Here is a 17,945-nt window from a genome sequence, read left to right on the forward strand (position 1 = left end):
GTCAACTATCAGGAGCCTACTATGACCGAAAGATTTGAACTTGAAAAACCTTCAATCCCCCAGCGCTCTGCTCGCACGCTTCATTTGAGTGGATTTTTATCAAATAAATTTTTTAGGAGTTAGTGCGACGTTCAAAGGTGGAACTCTACACAAGGACTGCATCTAACTTAGCCAACAGCTGGCAGATAACGAAGGGCGGATTTTAGAAAGCGCCCTCATCCTTGTAAATATTCTTTTTCTAAAAGCACGCCAGCATTCCACCTGTAACGTGAGCCGCTTCTTCTAGCAAATTCAATTGACTCTTAATGCTGTTTCACACAATAAGCTAACTTCATGCATCTCCGCTTTGTTGCCATTAGCACACTTGCTGTCCTTGCCGCCCAGCAGTTAATCTGCAATACCAGCACAAGTCAGAGCGCCTCAGCCCAGACGTCGGTAAACTCAAGCAGGGAGATTGCCACTCCCCACAAGTCGAACTCTGCTTTTAAAACCCGAATCTCCCAGACACAAACAGCCGCTGATTCGAGGTATAACTCAAATAATCAAGCCCAACCCACTGTCGTGTTTGCCACCGGCACAGAAACTGCTACTCAAATCACTCATACAGCAGAAGGGGCCGCAATTTTACAGCCGGTGAATCAACCGCAAACGTCATCACCGGCACCCCAGTTGGCTTCACAATCCGCAAATAGCCGCCAACAAAGGGTTGAAGTTGAGCAAGTGCGCCGAGTACCCGTAAATTCCCAGCCGCCTGCTGCTACCTCGGCGAATCAAACTACAACCAAGGCCGGCAGAATTAACACTCGTCTTGATAGCTTGAGAGATAATGTTCAAACTTATCGCTCTAACAATGGCGCTGAATTGCCGCCCCTGTCTGCCCCAGATACTTATTTGCCCAACTCTCCTGTGCAGGGGTATATCTGGCCGGCTCAAGGGCAGTTAAGTTCAGGCTATGGCTGGCGCTGGGGACGGATGCACAACGGGATTGATATTGCCGGCCCGATTGGAACGCGAATCGTTGCTGCGGCTGCTGGAGTTGTAACCTATGCCGCTTGGGATGAGGGCGGTTATGGCAATTTAGTTGAAATTCAACATCCTGATGGAAGTATCACGCGCTACGCCCACAATGACCGGATTTGGGTACGTGCCGGCCAGCGAGTGCAGCAAGGTCAGCAAATCTCAGAGATGGGCAGCACCGGCTATAGCACCGGCCCTCATTTGCACTTTGAACTGCGTGTAGCCGGTCAAGGCGCTGTCGATCCAATGGCTTATCTCGGTAATTCTCATGCTTACAATTCCTCACAAACACGGAGCAATCAAGCATGGTAATCCCTATTTTTTCTAAATAGATCAAAAAACAAAAGTTAAAGGCAAAAGAAGTCATGTATTTCTTTTGCCTTTTTCATTTTTCCAAGGCTGTTTACCAGCAGTTTCAAAACTGTATTTTGCTCATATTTTATCATTTTTATAAGACAATATACTTGTGTAAAAAGCTTTTCATGCTAATATTTGTTGACAAATTATTTAAATTGCAATATAGAAATCATGCCGAATATAGCAATCTAAAATATCTAGGGGGCAAGATGCCGACGCTACTTTTTTAAATTGATGGACAAGCCGGTGTTGCAGCCGGCCTTTATCGCTTCGCATCTGCTGAACTTAAACAAACTGCTTCGCGACGTGAGGGCCGGCGCAACCAACAACCCACACATGAAGCAGAAATTCCAGAATTTGGCCCGGTTAGTGGGATTGCTGCATCTTTCCCAGACTAGGTTAAACTGACTAAAAAGGTCTGGTCTGTCAGTGCACTATTCGTGCTGCTAGCGATGGAATACTGGGAATTTCTGATCCAAAAAGAAGGCGATCGCGCTTGGCTGCCCCTCGAATCTCCCGATGTGGAAATTTTAGAAGGCCGGTATCGGGTTGTCGCCCGTTCTGAGCGTGCGAATGAGGCTGTGGAAATTCGCGTGACTCATGATTGCACCGATGAAGTCCCGCCCAAACGACGAGTTCAAAAGCGTTCGCGCCGCACTAGCGCTGAAGGATTGGTCGTGGTTATTCCCTTTACGCGCCTTAAACCGGGGTTGTGGGAGTTGCGATGCAGCGGCGGCGATGTCATGTCCGATCTGATGGGGAGTAGCTGGCAACAATCTGTCAAGCTGGAAGTGTTGCCCATTGATGAAGATGCCGCGCCTCTAGAGTCGAATGAGCCGGCATTGTCAGAAAGTGCGGATCTCCCAGAAGTGCCGGCAATGCTTACAGAGGATATTGAGCCGGCAACTCCCGAACCAACCGTTACCCAACCGATTGTGTCCCCTGTGCGATTAGTGCCGATGAAGCCGGCAGCGCAGAGGTTGCAGGCAATTATTAACAATTCTGAGGAAGAGTCCGACAATTCCAGGGATTTACCCGATGAGCCGGCAGCCACAACAGGAAGCCGGCAACCGCTACAGCTAATCCTGAACCGAACCACCTATATGGTGCGTCAGGGGCAACCGCTGACGGTATCTGGACGGGTTGATGTTGCTGATGGCGTCAAGGATGCGCTTCCCTTAAGATCGGCAGAAGTGCATATTCAACTGCGTGATCCTCAAAGTTCGCAGTTAGTAATGAGTGTGCGGCAATCACTGCCCCAAATTCAGCCGCCGGTGCCATTTGCCTATGCGCTAGAAATTCCGGTGGAGAGCGATACCCGTCTGATTTTGGGGCAAATTAGTGTTTACGATGGCAGTCCCGATGCGCTAGATACGAAATCTTTTACAATTACAGCCGATGTTGAGGACTTGCTGGGCGCGATCTCGGAAGAATTAAGCGACCAAGATGTTGTGGATCTGTCGGAATACCCTTACCCGAAACACCACATCGAAGCGCTTCACCAGTCTTTCTCAGAACTGGTGGACACGATGCAAAACCCTCAGCCGGTTCAGTTCCAACCTTCGACAGATCGGGTGTTGCCTCCCCTGCTGCATAAACCTGAAGCGGGGAAGACTGTCTCGAAACCGTTGGATTTGCCGACCTTTTCCCGCCCAAACGCACCTAATAGCAAGGTGGTGCCGATCAACCGCACCCAAAAAGGCGTAGAGGCACCGGCTGAAACCAGCGAAACCCCACAGGAAACGCTGCCGGCGGAAACACAACCCAATTTAGAAGTCTTACCCAACCGGGCAGAAGCGGAAACGGCTGAGGTTGAACGGCCTGAAATGCGGGTTGTACAAGAACCACCGGCAGCCGCGCCCTCGTCGCCGGTGGATGCGGCTTTTAAATCATTGAAGCTGCCAGAACGCTTCTGGACACGACTAAATGCTTTGGCCAATGATGAGGAGTTGTCAGAATGGCTGAAAACAGAGGTATCCTCGTTTCAAGAAGCATCCCCTAGTGAGGAGAGCGAGATCGAGCCGGCAGAATCGCCTCCTCAGACGGTTTCCGAGTGGGAAGCGCGAGAGATTGTGGTGGATGATGAGCCGCTAGAACCGGCACGTCCCTCTAATCTCAGGCGTTTGCGAAGCATTAACCCCCCAACGCCTGAAGAGGCAAATCCAGCTTTGTTGCCTGAAGATGAGCCGGTTCCCGCGCCGGTTTTAGAAGTTCCCAAGGAAAATTTAGTGGCCGGCAGGCCGGTTAAAGTGGCTGTGAGACTGCCTGAAATTGTGCCCCGCATTTATGTCAAAGTCTGGCTGCAAGACCGGCAAGCGCGTTCCGTACTCGATGGCCCTTACTGGTTAACGGAATTTTCCAGCAGCATCTGGGGCGAGTTAGAGGCAACCGTTGAATTAGCGGTTCCCTACGGCAGTTTAGACGTTCAGGTGGAAGCGGTGGCAATGGAAATGCAGACTCAGCGGGAAAGCCGTAAAGTCAGCGTTGAGCGTCGTGTTGTGCCCCCAGCGCCCCCATCCCTGCCCTTAGAAAATGAGTAGTGTTGTTATACAAACATACTCTTACAGTTTGCCGATCACTCTCATTCTCTCTATCCTTTTAATGGATAGGTTGACTTTAGTTTTAAGAAGAATTTGCCCTTGGGTTGCCGGTTTATTTGTGAGAGCCGGTACACGCTTTGCAGAGGGCGAATAGCGCTTTTGGGAAAGTTTGCTCGAAATTTAATGAAGTGGAATTTGGATAGCCTGACTAATTTAAAATGTAAAAAGGATGTCAAGCCTTTGGGAGCGGCTCGCGAAATTGCGGGAAGGGCAGTGACTTCGGGATTTTGCACAATTTAGGTGGAGCCGGTGGAAAAGCGTAAGTTTACAGATTAAATGTTTGTTATTTTATAAGCTGTAATGGGGTGTTCTGTTGCAATGGCGACACAACTAATAGTTAGGTAGTTAGTAAAGCACTGCCATCCTCTTTCGACTTTATTTTGTCTAAAATGACAAAAGTCTAAACGGTCAAGCAATCATGTCCTTCAATTTGGCTATCCCTCGCTCTACAGGTGAACTACTCAATCTCACTATCAACCTAGGAGAAATCCTGTTTGTTCTTGGTGCCAACGGTACTGGCAAGTCCAGCCTGATGCAACGGTTATATAGCCTTTATCCTGATAAGGCGCGACGGATATCGGCGCATCGTCAAACTTGGTTTTCTTCCAGTGCAATGGATTTATCGCCTCAGCAAAAGCGAAACTATGAAGACAACATACGAAGCGTGGACACCAGCGTAGATTCACGCTGGAAAGATGATTATGGTAACTACCGTGCAAGTATTGCTATTTATAACCTCATTGACGCTGAGAACGTGCGTTCTCGATCAATTGCTGGTGCAGTGGATGCTAACAATATTGAGCTGGCAAAGACTCTTTCAAAGAAAAATGCTCCTATACAGATTATCAACGAGCTTTTAGAGCTTTCAAATATTCCTATTGAGATATCTGTCCGTGAAAGCGAGCAGGTAGTTGCAATTAAAAGTGGAAGTGATCCATACAGCATTGCGGAACTCTCGGATGGTGAACGTAACGCCCTATTAATCGCGGCGAACGTATTGACTGTTAAGAGTGGTACTTTAGTGCTAATTGATGAGCCAGAGCGCCACCTTCACCGCTCCATCATTTCACCACTTCTGACACTTTTGTTCTCTAATCGAGATGATTGTGCATTCATAGTATCTACACATGATGTGATGCTGCCCCTCGACAATCCCAGCTCACGTACATTGCTGATTCGGGGCTGCACCTATGCTGGATCTTCTGTAAATAGTTGGGACGCAGATCTTGTTCTTCCTGAAACTGAAATTGATGATGACATCAAGAAGGATATCCTTGGTGCGCGTAGAAAGATTCTCTTTGTTGAAGGCACTGAGCGAAGTCTTGATAAGCCGCTTTACAGTCTAGTGTTTCCAAATGTCTCCATTGTGGCAAAATCAAGCTGCCGAGATGTCGAACATACCGTTTCTAGCATCCGGGACTCTGCTAATCTTCACTGGGTTTATGCTTTTGGTATTGTTGATAATGATCGGCGACCAGAAACTGAAATTAATCGGCTTAAAGAGAAGGGCATATACGCCCTTTCAGTCTTCTCAGTTGAGTCGATATATTACCATCCACATATTCAAGACCTTATTACACAGCGCCATGCAAGTGTTATCGGAGGTGCTTCTTCCACATACCTTGATAATGCTAAAACTGCTGCTATTCAGGCAATCAAGCCACATATTCAACGCCTGAGTGAGCAAACTGCTGAAAAGGCAATTCGTGAGGAGTTTTTTCGGCAACTGCCTAAAAAAACAGACATTGGTGCTGGGACACCCATCAATGTTTCCATCAATGTGGCTGAGTATGTCACAAAAGAACGTGACCGATTACAAAATTTACTTAATGATGCCAATCTGGTAGTAATCATTTCACAATATCCAGTTCGTGAAACACCTGCTCTAGACAAGATTGTAAAGGAGCTTGGATTCCAAAAGCGTGAACAGTATGAGGGGGCTGTACGGAAACTATTAATGGACAACAAAGAGGCTCTAACTTTTGTAAAATCTCTCTTTGGTACATTGGTGTCAGACATTGAAGCAGTATGATTTCGTGCAGTCATTCCCGTATACTTACTCTGGCAGTAGTGCCTAATAAACGTATGCACCGGACAGATTAGTGGCTCTTGGCTTCGTTATAGACATTGCTAGCTTTCCCATTGAGTGATTCAGAATATGGGGATTGAATTCTTCTGCGCCGCCGGCTTTTAATCCTAGGTGGGTGTTGCGACGGGTGCGACGATGTCAGCGCTTGAGCGCTCCAGATCGGTTTATCACCAAAGATGGATGAGCCGGCACCGGCTATTTGGTAAATTGCTGGTGGCTATAAACTAAAAAAAACCCTCAAACTATGGCATCACCCACACCCCTTCAGGGTCTTGAGCTGATTGACTGCGCTAAAGCAAATGCCGCTCAGGGAATTGAAACTGCCGCGCACCTATGTGGTTACGGTACGGATCTCAACACGTTTAAGCGAGAGTTGAAGCAAGCTTGCCAGGATATCGGCGTCAAAATTGAAGAGTTAAGCGATTTAATCACGGATCAGCAGACAGTCAGAGAAGTTGGTGGCATTGAGGTTGCGCCAGATACACCGGCAGACCTTTAAAATTGATGTTTTGCTTCTACGGCTAAGTTTTCACTTGCATTTGCGCCAAAACATTGCGGGTAATTTGCTCGGCTGCGGGGTTGAGGCGGGATGAACGCAAATCAGGTGCGTTATAGTCGTCTAATCCCCAATTCCATTGCATAGAGCCGGTGGCAAAAACAAGGGCACCGCTATCAGTTGTATAAGCCGTCATATCAGCATAGCGGGTTCCATTCTCATGAGAATAGGGCGAGTGACAAAGGCGAATTGTATTTTTCGGGGCGTTACCAAACATCCGATCCACTTCATAACCGAGAAGTCCTGGTAAGCGATCGCCCTTGTTTAAATTTGTGCCGGCAAGCAGCCATTCTGGGGCATTATCTATAACAAGATCGGCATCGACTTGAAAGGTTTCGTACATGACACCAATGAAGGCATCTTCGGGGCGATTTACGGGTTGATATCGCCACAAAGTTGTTGCACGGACATTTATTTCCGGGTCTCCATTTTGGATATAGGGATCTTTCGCAATCATTTCTTTATAGCCAACAATGGTGCGGTTTAAATCGCGGCTAATTCGGCTCGGTTCAAATCGAATTTGCCAGAAACAAGTGTTTGATGAAAAAAATCCTAAGTTAACACCTTTATCCCTTGCTGATTCTACATTTTGCCGCATTTGCCATGACCAGTATTCATCATGCCCGACAGAAAGAAAAACTTTGTGTGCCGGCAACAAATAAGAATTGAAGTGGGTGTCAACGTTGGTGGCATAGGTGACATCATAGCCTTCTCGTTCTAGCCAGCGCACCATGTTATATTCCCAGGCGGCACTAGAGACTCTTCTATAGGGTTGAAAGTTGGTTAAAAATTCGCCGGCCCCGACACCATAAGCAGCTTTAGGGTTAGGGCTAACAGCATAAGGCCGGTTAAATGATACTTTATAAGCTTGTTTGCTTTTACTATTCCATCGGTAAAGAGATTTGCCGCCCCAGTTGTTATAAGCTTGATAAGTTGTAACGCTTGATTGAAAGAGAATATCGGACTTGCGCCTGTCATCGCGCACCACAAAAATAATGTAACTTTGTTTGCCTGTTTTGCCGGCAGTCAATTTAGCTAAATAAACCCCACTTGCCCAATCTGTAGCGTCATCTGGGTTATTAGGAATTTCCAGAATATATGGCTCGTTCCAGTTGCATTCAATCAATCCAGAAGCTTGATCTTCAATGGGTGCCGGCTGTCTAATTCCTGTTCGAGTAATCGGATCACTCATGCGACGTGCGCCGGCACCTCCATACCAACCCATCCGAAAAACCTCAATCGTATAATTGGGTTCTTTCGTATTGACAAAAAGCTTAATTTGTGAGCCGCGATTGACACTGGTGAGAGAGGCGTAACCTTCAATTTCTTGCTTTCTGGCTGGGTTGGTTAGTTGCCAGTCCTTTGTGCCATGTTTTTGGTTTTCTGCTGCGGTGGGATTGGCTGCCGGTGTCGTGGTTGCTGTATACTTGTCGGCGAAGTCTTGGCTTTGCTGCGAGTGTGCCGGCTGCCGGTTGAAAAACGGGGCAGCTAATCCAACTAGAAAGGCTTTTAAGAGTGTTCTACGGCTAGATTTCATCTAAATTTTCTAAAAATATGCTTTGGGCAATTAGGTTTTGGTTGCGCCGGTGCAGTAACTTATTAAAGCTTACGATTTTTGGCTCCTCTATAAATTAAAATTCCTTTATCATAAATTATCAAAACAATATTGAAAGGTTTTATAGTAAATTGACTAATATCACGCTTTGGAATCGGAAAGAACGTATAGCTTTATGAAGCTTAAAACGCTACAGTCAGCCACGGACGAAAATTTACTAAAATTTGCTGAATTTTTTGCTGGAATTGGTTTAGTGCGTAAGGGTCTTGAGAGAGCTGGTTGGCAGTGCGTGTTAGCAAATGACAACGATCAAGTCAAAGGTGAAATATACAGCAAAAATTTTGGCAATGACCACCTCCTGATTGACAACATAGCTAATCTGTACGCCAGCAACGTTCCTGATGTCAGTTTAGTAACAGCCTCATTTCCTTGTCAGGATCTGTCACTAGCTGGGAATCGGCAGGGTCTAGCAGGTAATCGCAGTGGCACCTTCTTTGAGTTTATGCGAATACTCAAAGAGCTTGCCACTAACAAACGGCTACCGCCAGTTGTACTGATAGAAAATGTTCCTGGTCTTTTAACTTCATCGAAGGGCCAAGATATCCGAAATATTCTTGTATCGCTTAATCAATTAAGTTATTCGTGTGATGTTCTTGTTGTTGACGCCGTACACTTTCTCCCTCAAAGTCGTCCCCGTGTTTTTATTATCGGTATGAATCTTGGCAAAGTTGGGAATCTGACTGAAGTAACGAAAGAAAACAGTCGGGCTTTCCAGCATCCTTGTCGTCCGATGTCAGTACAGAAGGTATTTTTCTCTAATCCAGATATATCTTGGGGATTTTTAAATTTATCTCCGTTGCCAGCTATTAGAGAAAGTATTATTGGAGATTTAGTAGACACAAGAAATCATCAAGAATGGTTTAGAGAAACTCAGTTGCTTCGGGAATTGTCCTACATCAGGTGCAACAGTAAAAAGCGTTTAGAAACAGCCCGGCAAGTGGCACGTTCAAGCGGACAAACTGTTTACTTGAGTGCCTATCGTCGGATGCGTAAAGGCTTAGTTTGCCTAGAAACTAGAGACGATGGAATTGCTGGTTGCTTGCGAACTGGATCAGGTGGTAGCAGCCGGCAAATCCTCATCGTTGTCTTGCCCGATCAAGTTAAAATGCGGTATATGACTGCACGCGAGTATGGACGCCTTCAAGGAGTTGAAGATAGCTTTTGGATACCAGAGAGTCAGAGCGTTGGGCGTTATGCTTTTGGAGATGCTGTTGCCGTACCAGTTATTACTTGGATAGGCAAAGAAATTAAGCGTTATTTAGTAGTCAACTCTCAGCGTCCGATCTTTTTGAATGAAATCACAGAAGTCGCTGTTGTAAACGTCTAAAATCCTACGAATTGACTCATTAGAAGAGATTCCTTTTGATGAAACAATCTCTGCTAAAATAGTCAGACAAAAGTCTCGCAGCCTTACTAGAAAAACATCTTGGTACTCGTTAAATGCATCCATTTTAAAGTCATCAGCCAAAATAAATACTGGATAATCTCGTTCTCCAGTGGCTGTATGCGTGCGAACAACATCTTCATAGATATTTACATTTAACCGTTGAGCTTTAACCTCGAATACTGCCCGAATTTTATCTTCATTTTCAATTACATCAACGTCGCCTCGTCGTCCGCTCTGGACGTCGCCAGCGAATACTGCCTTTGTGCGGACAGTAATCCTAGGAACTCCCTCATGGAGGACTTTAAGAAGCGCATAGACAATGCCCTGCTGAATGCGACCATGACTTTTTGTGGCAAGTAACTGGTTCAATACCCGTTGTGGTTCGGTTGCTGCCGCTAATTCGATAATAGGAGATTTAGCATTAATGTAATTCGCCACTATTTTCGCGGCACACTCTAACACTTTATTGACTTCAACCACGTCATTTGGTAACTCGTTGACAAGGCTAATAAAGGTACTGATATGTGCTTTCTTCTCGGTTAAATCACCCCGAATGGCCGTTGGCCCCCAGTATGGTAGTAAAGCACCGTACTGCTGGCGCACGTACTCTCGTACAGCAAGGCTCCGGTATCCAACTGGCAATTTTGTTGGTATCTGAGTTAGGGTTGGATTTTCTCGTTTATTCCATAAAGCCCTTAGCATAGTTTGATAGTCGCCAAGAGCACGATTTTGGGATATTTCGGACTCAAGGAAGGCCAGTAAAGCTTTAGATGCAGGATTTTCTAAATTCATCTCGTTTGAACTTGGTAAGGTTCCTATCAGGACATTTAATCTAATTCCCAAATCAATCACACCGGCACACCTTAATCGTCATATCACTGCTGCAACTTACCAGAATTTGACCATCCGGACTGAACGCCACTGAAGAAACTTTCTCGGAGTGCTCAGTTAGTGTTTGCAGCAATTCTCCAGTCTGCAAATTCCACAATTTAACGGTTTGATCGCTACTGCCACTTGCCAGAATTTTTCCATCAGAACTAATAGCAACAGAATGAACCGGCAGCGAATGACCGGCAAGGGTACGCAATAACTCTCCTGTCCTCAAATTCCATAGCTTTACGGTTCCATTATGACTGCCACTCGCCAGCACTTTTCCATCCGCACTGATCGCTACTGAATAAACCTTTCCAGAAGGATCAGTTAAGGTATGAAGCACTTTGCCGGTATCCAAACGCCGCAACTGAATTAAACCGGCTTCGTCGATTTCCTCGATTTCATCTTCGTCTACTCCCTTGAGACCGGCACTTGCTAAAATTTGACCATCTGGACTAATGGCAACTGAATCAATCACATCTGGGCCTAAATCGTGGAGAAGTTCTCCAGTTTCCAACTTCCATATCTGAATTGAACCCGTTTCATCAACGGGATCTTCACCCCCGCTAACGAGAATTTTACCATCCGGACTAATCGCAACCGATAAAGCCCAGCAAGAAGTTTCCAGGGTGCGAATTTGTTGGCCGGTTCTTAAATTCCATATCTCAATATCGGCATTTGCAGAGGCAATAATCTCGGCATTTGGGCTAAAAGCTAGAGCGGAAACTGACATCGCTTCTGACTGCATAGCCAGAGTTTGAAGTTCTTCACCCGTCTTTAAATTCCAAAGCTTAATTTCTTTATAACTTCCCGTTGCGAGCTGGTTTCCGCCGGCACTGATAGCAAGGCAGGTGACGGCGCTTGAATGTCCCGTAAGTGTCTTCACACACCGCCAAAGTTTCGGTTTTGATTTTGATGCCGGCTCCACAAAAATAGCTGGCGCTGGCTCAATTTCTCGTCTTTTTTCAGCAGGTTTCTCGTCTGCTGCCGGCTGAAGAATAATTGGCTCTTTCTTTCTTTCTGGTTCACCAGACACTCTGCCACTGCTAAGCTGCTTTTCTCCGTTTAAACGCTCAGCTAAATTATCAACAGATTCTTGTAAATCTGCATACTGGCTTCGCAATTTCGCAAGTTCTTCTCGAATTGGATTAAAATCGAGCCGGCTTTGCAGCAATTTCGCAATTTCTTCTTGAATTAAATTATAATCAAATGTTTCAGGTGAAGCGTTTCTGCTTGGCATTTGCGCCGGCAGCGCTGCGAGTTCTTCTGAAAGTTGCGCTAACGCAGTTTCTATATTCCTCAAATCAATAGATTCTGAAGTAGCCGGCATCGACGCCAAATTTTGCCGATCTTCATTGAGTCGCTGTTGCATCTGTGTCAGCGTTTCTCTTAACTCTGCCACCTGCCTTTCAGTTGCAACCTCAAATGTTCCAATACGCCGGTTAAATTGCTCACTATGGGCGTCCAAATAGCCCATAAAACCTGTAAGCGCCCCTTCTATCGGTGCGACTGTTTGCTTGAGAATAATTTGCTGCTGCTGTAGCGTCTCCATTTGGGTAAATAGCCGCATGAGATCCTGTCTTGGCGCTCCATTTTGAGCTTCATGCTGCTGATGAGCGATTTGTTCGATGGCTCGAATTAACCCAATTCTTAATTCCTCAATTTGTTGCTCTAAATTAGAGTTAACCGGCACCGGCTCAAAATTTTGCTTTTCTGTATCAAGCCGGTGATTAATCTGTGCAAGTTGTGCTTGCAGGGTTGGCAAATCCGTAATTTGTTCCGATAGCTGCCGCAACACGGTTATATTTGCACCGGCATCCTGAACCGGCATCGCTGAAAGTTGCCGGCGCACAGATTCCACCTCGCCTAAAAGTTGGCGCTGTACCTGGATAATCTCACTTGTGCCACCGGCTGCCGGCAAATTCTCCAGCCGGCGACGATTCAGCAGATTCAGCAACAACGACAGCGAAATCGGTGTCGCTGCATAGACGACTTGCTGTGACGCCACAGCAACCACAGTTCCCACCGCCGATCCAGCGATTGAGAGATATTCAACAATTTCTAGCCACTGACGGTGATTTCGCATGAAACAGTTCTAATCGGCTCCATTCTTTATGATAATTGTCAGCCGGTTTGCCTCCATCCCACTACAGTAGAAATATAAAATTTCTCCTATCGAGACTTTGCCGGCACCGCTTCTATCCAATTACGGTCAATTTTCTGGAAATAACGTCTCCAGATAAAACATTTAAATTGCATATTTTATTAAATTTTAAAAAGTAAAAACTGCAGATAAATGATCAGAAATTATTTTATTTTGCGTTCATTGTTTCCTCGCATTTTACTTTGTCTGCAACGATTTCAGCCCCTTGTCTTGAGGGCTGTTTTTTACTTATCAAGCGGTCACAAATGCAATTTAAATGTTTTATCTCACACAAACTTTTAAGAACGTCCCGCCTTAACCGATTGCTTCTGGAGCTGCTTCACCTCGGAAACCAAACGCTGCAGGTAGGGTTTGATAATTTCTCGATTCTTATGTTCCAATTGCTCAAGACGCCCGATCAGCTCATCAATCTGCGTCTGCCAAGCCGCGTGGATCTGGGCGATGACTGCTTCAATATCATTAAAATCTGAGGGTTCATTTTCACGCTCTTGTATCTGAATGGTAGTATTTTTCAGATCCGCAATCGCTTCTTGCATCAATAACAATCGGACATTCAGCCGTTCCCAGTCGTCTTCTTGAAATGCTTGATTCTCCAAACGTTCAGTCACAGCTTGCAGTTGGGAGAGCGCCTGGTAAATGGGGTTGAGATCGTTAGATTCTGAATGAGACACACTTTGGCGCATCTGGGCTAGCTGCTGGCGAACTTCCACCATCGCAGCCGCAGTGGTTTCCCCCAACTGTGTTAGGGACTGCCGCAGGTGAGCAATTTCATCTTGAATCCCAGGCGAATCAAACAACTCTGGAGGTTGGGAAAAGGGGAATAAATCATCAAAGCTGGAAGTCAGGGAATTGATGGCAGCCGGCTCAGGCAGACGCGGTTGTTGCGCCATTCGAGAGCGATTAAGCAGGTTGAGAGACACCGCTAAAGTGAGAGGAGCAGCGGCGAAGACAAACTGCTGGGAGACTGCCGCCGCCAGCGTTCCCACAGCCGAGCCGGCAACCGATGCGTACTCTGCCAGCTCTAACCAATGCCGGCGGCTGAGAGTATTTGTCACAGTTTGGAGTGAGGGTTCTATCTTCTGCATAATTTCAGGTCGCTTAAAATGCCTTCCCGCAATTTTAGGCGCGATTGCACCGAGTTTTCAGTAAACATTCAGGTTTGAGAACGGATGTTGAAGTTTTTCAACCATCACTTTGCGGCTGAACTTCCCAACGCAGAAGGCGTGGAATCTGCGACAGGTGGACGCCGTAGTTAAAAATCCAAAGGACGATCTCGACAGCTAATAACCTTTGTACCCAAATTAACCGAGTATCAAAACTGACGAGTGTCAATCCAATATATAGCTGCCAGAAGCGGTAAGGCAGGTAGAGACAAGGAATCAACACCCATACGCACGAGTGAAATTGTTTCAGGGTTACTCGTTCGGATAGAATTTGCAACCCTAGCATGACAAAGTAGGGAATCAAGGCTTGTAACACGCTTCGATTGCCCCACCACACGCCCCACAGAATCATTACCACCAAAGGCAGCGCCAAGCCTACCACCAGCACAACAGCTAACCATGCAGAAAACCACGCCGGCAGCGTTTGCGGAAGGCTAAAAGGCTTTGATTCTCTCCACAAAAAACCGACAAACCCCAAAAAAGAGGTGGAAATAACTAGAAACAGGAGATTTTCGAGCAGAATGTTGAGGTTAGTGGAAGATGTAATCTGCAACATTTAGGCACAAAATAGACAATCAGCCGGTTCAAATATTGTTGGTCGCAATTTCCAAGATCCTAGGCTGCATGGGCTTAGGTTTCAATACTTCTAACCGGCTGCGGCTCGATTCCGGGAACGCGGTGCCTTTCGGCGATATTTTCTGAGAGTCTAGATAGGGCGGAGTGCATCCCTTGCATTTGGTGCGGATCGATTTGGGCTTCGAGTTCTTTGGCAAGATTCTCAATCTGCACGCTCAAGTCGGCGAGGGCAGTTTTAATCGGTTCGGTGTCCGATTGCTGTTGCAGTTGCTTCACCTCCATGACGAGGCGCTTGATATAGGGCTTGACAATCTCCTGGTTCTTCAGCTCTAGCTGTTCCACTCGCTGCTGTAATTGAGCGATTTGAGCCGGCACTTCATCGGCTGGGGCGAGTTGAGATGTTGCGGTTGACAATTCTGCCTGCTGTGCCGGCTGCCTTACCATCTGCCGCAGGGACTCAATTTCCTCCGCCAGACTTTGACGAACTTCCGCGATATTTACATTCGTGCTGTCGCGTAACCGGACGATTGCTCTGCGAACAATTGCAAACTCTTGCTGAATCTGTGGATCTTGTAAAGACGCAGATGAGCGCTCAAGCCGTTGTTGTAGCTGAACCCACAGCGTACTTAGCCTGAGCATTGAGGCTTCGAGATCCCGAAGGCGTTCGGATGCCGGTGTACTTTGTGATGAGCTTCGCACCGATTGAATGTCGCCTCGCAGTTCGTGTTCTAAAAGCGAAATGGCTGCGCTCGTGCTTTGCTCAATTGCCTTTGTCTGTGCCAGAAATCGCTGCCGGTTAACCATATTCAGTGAGAGGGCGAGCGTCAGCGGGGCTGCAGCATATACAACTTGTCCCGATACGGCGGCGACAATTGTTCCTACCCCGGAGGCAATTAGGGAGGCGTATTCTGCCAGCTCTAGCCGCTGACCCTGGTTCTGAGAGTTCCTCACAGCTTTGATTGATGGTTCTGTATTCCGCATGGCTGTAGTGTAGTTCAAGATTGCACCTCAAAATATCAGTTGTCTTCTATCCTTTATCCCTTAGCACAGGCGGGACAGCGCTTGTCCCTTCATCTGCCGACAGTCCTATTGCCCCTTTCCTCCCTCCTGTTTCCTAACTCTCCTTAGCCCCTCTCCCCTGTCCCGTAACTTGTGCCAATTTCCAAAGTGTCCACTCTCACCGACATCCGCTGGTGGCTGCTAAAAACTTGTCACCTCTGGCACACCCAGTTAAAAGTTTTTGATGGGTAAGGCTTCGCACCTGTTTTTCAAAAAGGGTTGAACCTGATTTTCCTTCAGGTTTTTGAGCCGGCTAAAGGAGTGGCACAAAACTTGCATACCTGTCCCCTTGAATTTTTTACTTTATAGGCAGAAATAAAGGGCGTGAATCGTATTTTAGTAGCACCCGATGTTACTAAGTTCCTCAACCCTCTGACAGTGTTTTCCTGTCGTAGTTACCGTGAATCGTTAAAACAAAAAATGGGAGATAGCCTCAGCCATGTTACAAGACAGCAACCTGCACCTGATGGCCATGATTAACGATTTAGATGCGTTGATCTCGGAGATAGATAACAACCCGCGCCTGTCCTCTTGGGTTGTGCGTTTGGTACTCAAGTCGATTAAGGATAAAGCGAAGAAAGCGGCCATCGAGACGACGAACCCACAAGCATATCTAGAGGATCTGCTGAAGAATCTCGACGCTTTTCCTTATTAATTCACCGGCAACCACACTTTCAGCCAAGGCAAGAGGGCTGCCGGCAACCAGCCAACGTGTCGGTGGTAAGTGTTTAACCGGGTGCCTTATCTTTGTCCCTAACTGTTTCCCGAAAGGGCCGTCTGCGGGTTAAAATTGCAATCCAGGCACTCAGTCTGCTAGATGTTAGTATAACTTCCGATTTGATACCATTTTGAATGATGTTTCTGTGATCTACCGTTGACCGAAGCCGGCAAGATTGGGTATTTTTTAGAGCCGGCAAGAAAATGTATAACATCTTTACCCACCGGCAGCAATCGTTGGGATTAGAGTCCCGGATGAGGGGATTAGAAAATTTTTGGGAAATTAAGTGGTTCCGTCGGCAGTGGTGAGTGTGCTATAAAGTTCAGGCCGGCGATCACGGAATAAGCCGAATGAGGCGCGGCTTAGGGCAATTTCGGCTAGGTTAAATGTGGTGTAAATGATGCCTTCGTCTACCCGTCCGAGTTCTGCAACTTTGTCTCCCCGGTGGTTAGCGATAAAGGAATGACCATAAAAAGTTTGTCCGCCTTCGCACCCGACACGGTTTGCTGCAACAACCGGCACAGTATTGGCGACGGCATGGCCGATCATAACTCGCTGCCAAGGATCTTTAGTATCTAGAGTTAAATCTTGGGGTTCAGTGCCAATGGCTGTGGGATAAAGTAAAAGTTCGGCTCCCATGAGTACCATTGAGCGAGCACACTCTGGAAACCACTGATCCCAGCAAATTCCAACGCCAAGCCGGCCAAAACGAGTTGTCCAGACTCGAAAGCCGGTATTTCCAGGGCGGAAGTAAAATTTTTCTTCGTAGCCTGGGCCGTCGGGAATGTGGCTTTTGCGGTAAACTCCCAAGACTGAGCCACCGGCATCGATGATCGCCACACTGTTGTAGTAAGCAGGGCCGGTTTTTTCAAAAAATGACACCGGCACAACGACGTTTAATTCCTCAGCTAACTGCTGAAAGTGGGCAATCGTGGGATGTCCCTCTAGGGGATGGGCGTTGTTAAAGAATTGCTCTCGTTCCTCTCGGCAAAAGTAATGTCCCTCAAACAGTTCCGGGGGCAAAATTATTTGGGCACCTTTGCCGGCTGCCTCCCGTACGAGATGACTGATGCGGGTGATGTTGGTGGATCTGTCTTCTGAGAAGGCTGTTTGGATGGCTGCAACGGTTGTATTTTGTGTCATGTCAGTTTTTTTCGCGCTGAAGGCTGATACATCTATTCACGCTTGCCGGTGAGATGCCGGTGATAAAAAAAGTTCGATTCCCCATGCTTCATCCCTTCCCAAAGGTGTGATACACATCACTCAGATAGAAAAAGTCTGTCACTTGGTTATTTTGTTTCTATCACGTGCTCGACCTTGAACTATCACAAACGATGAACGGGTTACATCACGCAAGACTTCAGAAAAAGGCGAGATATTAGATACATCGAGTTCAACCCATCATCATGACCTCTCCCACAATCCTTCTTCCCTCCGCTATCTCTGATCTGTTCGCTGAAGTGACTATCTCTGGTTCTATTACGCTTGCTGATCGTTATGGGTTGATGGCAGCGGTTTTGGATGAATCGCTTGATGAAGAGGAAAGATTTTCAATTGACCGGCTGTTGCATTCTGTGAGTCGGGGACGGGTGAAGATTGTGGATGAACTTTCCACTGTTATGGAATAAGTTGTTATTTTCTAGGGTTTTTGGTTGATGCTATGCGCCTTCGATGATGATGGGTGTTGAGAAGGTAGCAAGGGCGTTCTGTTCAGAAACAAAGTATTTGATTTTTTTAACTGCAGATAAACGCAGATAAACGCAGATAAATA

The 17,945-nt window shown here is 46.6% G+C and carries 15 protein-coding genes; 7 read left to right on the top strand and 8 right to left on the bottom strand.

Translation table 11 applies throughout. The features are described from left to right. The first annotated feature begins 333 nt into the window (after positions 1 to 333). Positions 334 to 1,329 carry a M23 family metallopeptidase gene (locus tag H6F73_RS17870; protein WP_190760140.1) on the top strand — a complete coding sequence of 332 codons (996 nt, stop codon included), beginning with the start codon at positions 334 to 336 and terminating at the stop codon, positions 1,327 to 1,329. 195 nt (positions 1,330 to 1,524) lie between these two features. Here H6F73_RS17870 and H6F73_RS27070 read toward each other — a convergent pair whose 3' ends face one another. Next, complete coding sequence (locus H6F73_RS27070; RefSeq protein WP_277882626.1) at positions 1,525 to 1,650, bottom strand: hypothetical protein; 126 nt, start codon at positions 1,648 to 1,650, stop codon at positions 1,525 to 1,527. 164 nt (positions 1,651 to 1,814) lie between these two features. Here H6F73_RS27070 and H6F73_RS17875 point away from each other — a divergent pair, with 164 nt between their 5' ends. From H6F73_RS17875 to H6F73_RS17885, 3 genes are all read left to right on the top strand, one after another. After that, on the top strand, positions 1,815 to 3,914 hold the full coding sequence (locus H6F73_RS17875; RefSeq protein WP_190760141.1) for a hypothetical protein: 2,100 nt from the start codon (positions 1,815 to 1,817) through the stop codon (positions 3,912 to 3,914). A 478-nt stretch (positions 3,915 to 4,392) separates the two neighbouring features. Then, positions 4,393 to 6,006 carry an AAA family ATPase gene (locus tag H6F73_RS17880; RefSeq protein WP_190760142.1) on the top strand — a complete coding sequence of 538 codons (1,614 nt, stop codon included), beginning with the start codon at positions 4,393 to 4,395 and terminating at the stop codon, positions 6,004 to 6,006. A gap of 301 nt (positions 6,007 to 6,307) precedes the next feature. Next, complete coding sequence (locus H6F73_RS17885; RefSeq protein ID WP_147685487.1) at positions 6,308 to 6,562, top strand: hypothetical protein; 255 nt, start codon at positions 6,308 to 6,310, stop codon at positions 6,560 to 6,562. Positions 6,563 to 6,584: 22 nt separating this feature from the next. On the opposite strand, the gene H6F73_RS17890 is transcribed toward H6F73_RS17885, so the two are convergent. Beyond that, on the bottom strand, positions 6,585 to 8,156 hold the full coding sequence (locus tag H6F73_RS17890) for a N,N-dimethylformamidase beta subunit family domain-containing protein (RefSeq protein ID WP_190760143.1): 1,572 nt from the start codon (positions 8,154 to 8,156) through the stop codon (positions 6,585 to 6,587). A gap of 193 nt (positions 8,157 to 8,349) precedes the next feature. On the opposite strand from H6F73_RS17890, the gene dcm reads away from it, so the two are divergent. After that, positions 8,350 to 9,561, top strand: coding sequence for a DNA (cytosine-5-)-methyltransferase (gene dcm, locus H6F73_RS17895; RefSeq protein ID WP_190760144.1), 1,212 nt, complete (start codon positions 8,350 to 8,352; stop codon positions 9,559 to 9,561). Here the strand turns inward: dcm and H6F73_RS17900 are convergent. The 5 genes from H6F73_RS17900 to H6F73_RS17920 all read right to left on the bottom strand — a co-directional run bounded on the left by H6F73_RS17900 (position 9,493) and on the right by H6F73_RS17920 (position 15,396). Beyond that, positions 9,493 to 10,473: a hypothetical protein gene (locus H6F73_RS17900; RefSeq protein WP_190760145.1), complete on the bottom strand. Its 981-nt coding sequence runs from the start codon at positions 10,471 to 10,473 to the stop codon at positions 9,493 to 9,495. The two genes, dcm and H6F73_RS17900, sit on opposite strands and share 69 nt — an antisense overlap. Then, the gene (locus tag H6F73_RS17905; protein WP_190760146.1) at positions 10,466 to 12,580 is read right to left on the bottom strand and encodes a WD40 repeat domain-containing protein; all 2,115 of its coding nucleotides are present in this window, start codon (positions 12,578 to 12,580) and stop codon (positions 10,466 to 10,468) included. Before H6F73_RS17905 ends, H6F73_RS17900 begins: the two co-directional genes overlap by 8 nt. Before the next feature lie 356 nt (positions 12,581 to 12,936). Beyond that, positions 12,937 to 13,743 (bottom strand): hypothetical protein, encoded by an 807-nt coding sequence (locus H6F73_RS17910; protein ID WP_190760147.1) that lies wholly within the window; start codon positions 13,741 to 13,743, stop codon positions 12,937 to 12,939. Between the two features lie 97 nt (positions 13,744 to 13,840). Then, on the bottom strand, positions 13,841 to 14,377 hold the full coding sequence (locus H6F73_RS17915; protein WP_190760148.1) for a hypothetical protein: 537 nt from the start codon (positions 14,375 to 14,377) through the stop codon (positions 13,841 to 13,843). A gap of 74 nt (positions 14,378 to 14,451) precedes the next feature. Continuing rightward, positions 14,452 to 15,396, bottom strand: a complete 945-nt coding sequence (locus H6F73_RS17920) for a hypothetical protein (protein WP_190760149.1) — start codon at positions 15,394 to 15,396, stop codon at positions 14,452 to 14,454. A 499-nt stretch (positions 15,397 to 15,895) separates the two neighbouring features. Here H6F73_RS17920 and H6F73_RS17925 point away from each other — a divergent pair, with 499 nt between their 5' ends. Next, the gene (locus H6F73_RS17925; protein ID WP_190760150.1) at positions 15,896 to 16,111 is read left to right on the top strand and encodes a hypothetical protein; all 216 of its coding nucleotides are present in this window, start codon (positions 15,896 to 15,898) and stop codon (positions 16,109 to 16,111) included. A gap of 345 nt (positions 16,112 to 16,456) precedes the next feature. Here the strand turns inward: H6F73_RS17925 and aguB are convergent, their stop codons facing one another. Beyond that, positions 16,457 to 17,317 carry an N-carbamoylputrescine amidase gene (aguB, locus tag H6F73_RS17930; RefSeq protein WP_190760151.1) on the bottom strand — a complete coding sequence of 287 codons (861 nt, stop codon included), beginning with the start codon at positions 17,315 to 17,317 and terminating at the stop codon, positions 16,457 to 16,459. A gap of 263 nt (positions 17,318 to 17,580) precedes the next feature. On the opposite strand from aguB, the gene H6F73_RS17935 reads away from it, so the two are divergent. Beyond that, a complete protein-coding gene (locus tag H6F73_RS17935) occupies positions 17,581 to 17,802 on the top strand; it encodes a hypothetical protein (RefSeq protein ID WP_190760152.1) in 222 nt (73 codons plus the stop codon). Positions 17,803 to 17,945 lie beyond the last annotated feature (143 nt).

Origin of the sequence: Microcoleus sp. FACHB-68 (genome assembly GCF_014695715.1) — a bacterium.
Taxonomy (GTDB): Bacteria; Cyanobacteriota; Cyanobacteriia; order Cyanobacteriales; family Oscillatoriaceae; genus FACHB-68.

Excerpts from the sequence above, each read along its gene's own strand:
- H6F73_RS17890 (WP_190760143.1), bottom strand. The coding sequence starts at position 8,156 with ATGAAATCTAGCCGTAGAACACTCTTAAAAGCCTTTCTAGTTGGATTA.
- H6F73_RS17910 (WP_190760147.1), bottom strand. The coding sequence starts at position 13,743 with ATGCAGAAGATAGAACCCTCACTCCAAACTGTGACAAATACTCTCAGC.
- dcm (WP_190760144.1), top strand. The coding sequence starts at position 8,350 with ATGAAGCTTAAAACGCTACAGTCAGCCACGGACGAAAATTTACTAAAA.
- H6F73_RS27070 (WP_277882626.1), bottom strand. The coding sequence starts at position 1,650 with ATGCGAAGCGATAAAGGCCGGCTGCAACACCGGCTTGTCCATCAATTT.
- H6F73_RS17905 (WP_190760146.1), bottom strand. The coding sequence starts at position 12,580 with ATGCGAAATCACCGTCAGTGGCTAGAAATTGTTGAATATCTCTCAATC.
- H6F73_RS17925 (WP_190760150.1), top strand. The coding sequence starts at position 15,896 with ATGTTACAAGACAGCAACCTGCACCTGATGGCCATGATTAACGATTTA.
- H6F73_RS17870 (WP_190760140.1), top strand. The coding sequence starts at position 334 with ATGCATCTCCGCTTTGTTGCCATTAGCACACTTGCTGTCCTTGCCGCC.
- H6F73_RS17880 (WP_190760142.1), top strand. The coding sequence starts at position 4,393 with ATGTCCTTCAATTTGGCTATCCCTCGCTCTACAGGTGAACTACTCAAT.
- H6F73_RS17885 (WP_147685487.1), top strand. The coding sequence starts at position 6,308 with ATGGCATCACCCACACCCCTTCAGGGTCTTGAGCTGATTGACTGCGCT.
- H6F73_RS17915 (WP_190760148.1), bottom strand. The coding sequence starts at position 14,377 with ATGTTGCAGATTACATCTTCCACTAACCTCAACATTCTGCTCGAAAAT.
- aguB (WP_190760151.1), bottom strand. The coding sequence starts at position 17,317 with ATGACACAAAATACAACCGTTGCAGCCATCCAAACAGCCTTCTCAGAA.
- H6F73_RS17935 (WP_190760152.1), top strand. The coding sequence starts at position 17,581 with ATGACCTCTCCCACAATCCTTCTTCCCTCCGCTATCTCTGATCTGTTC.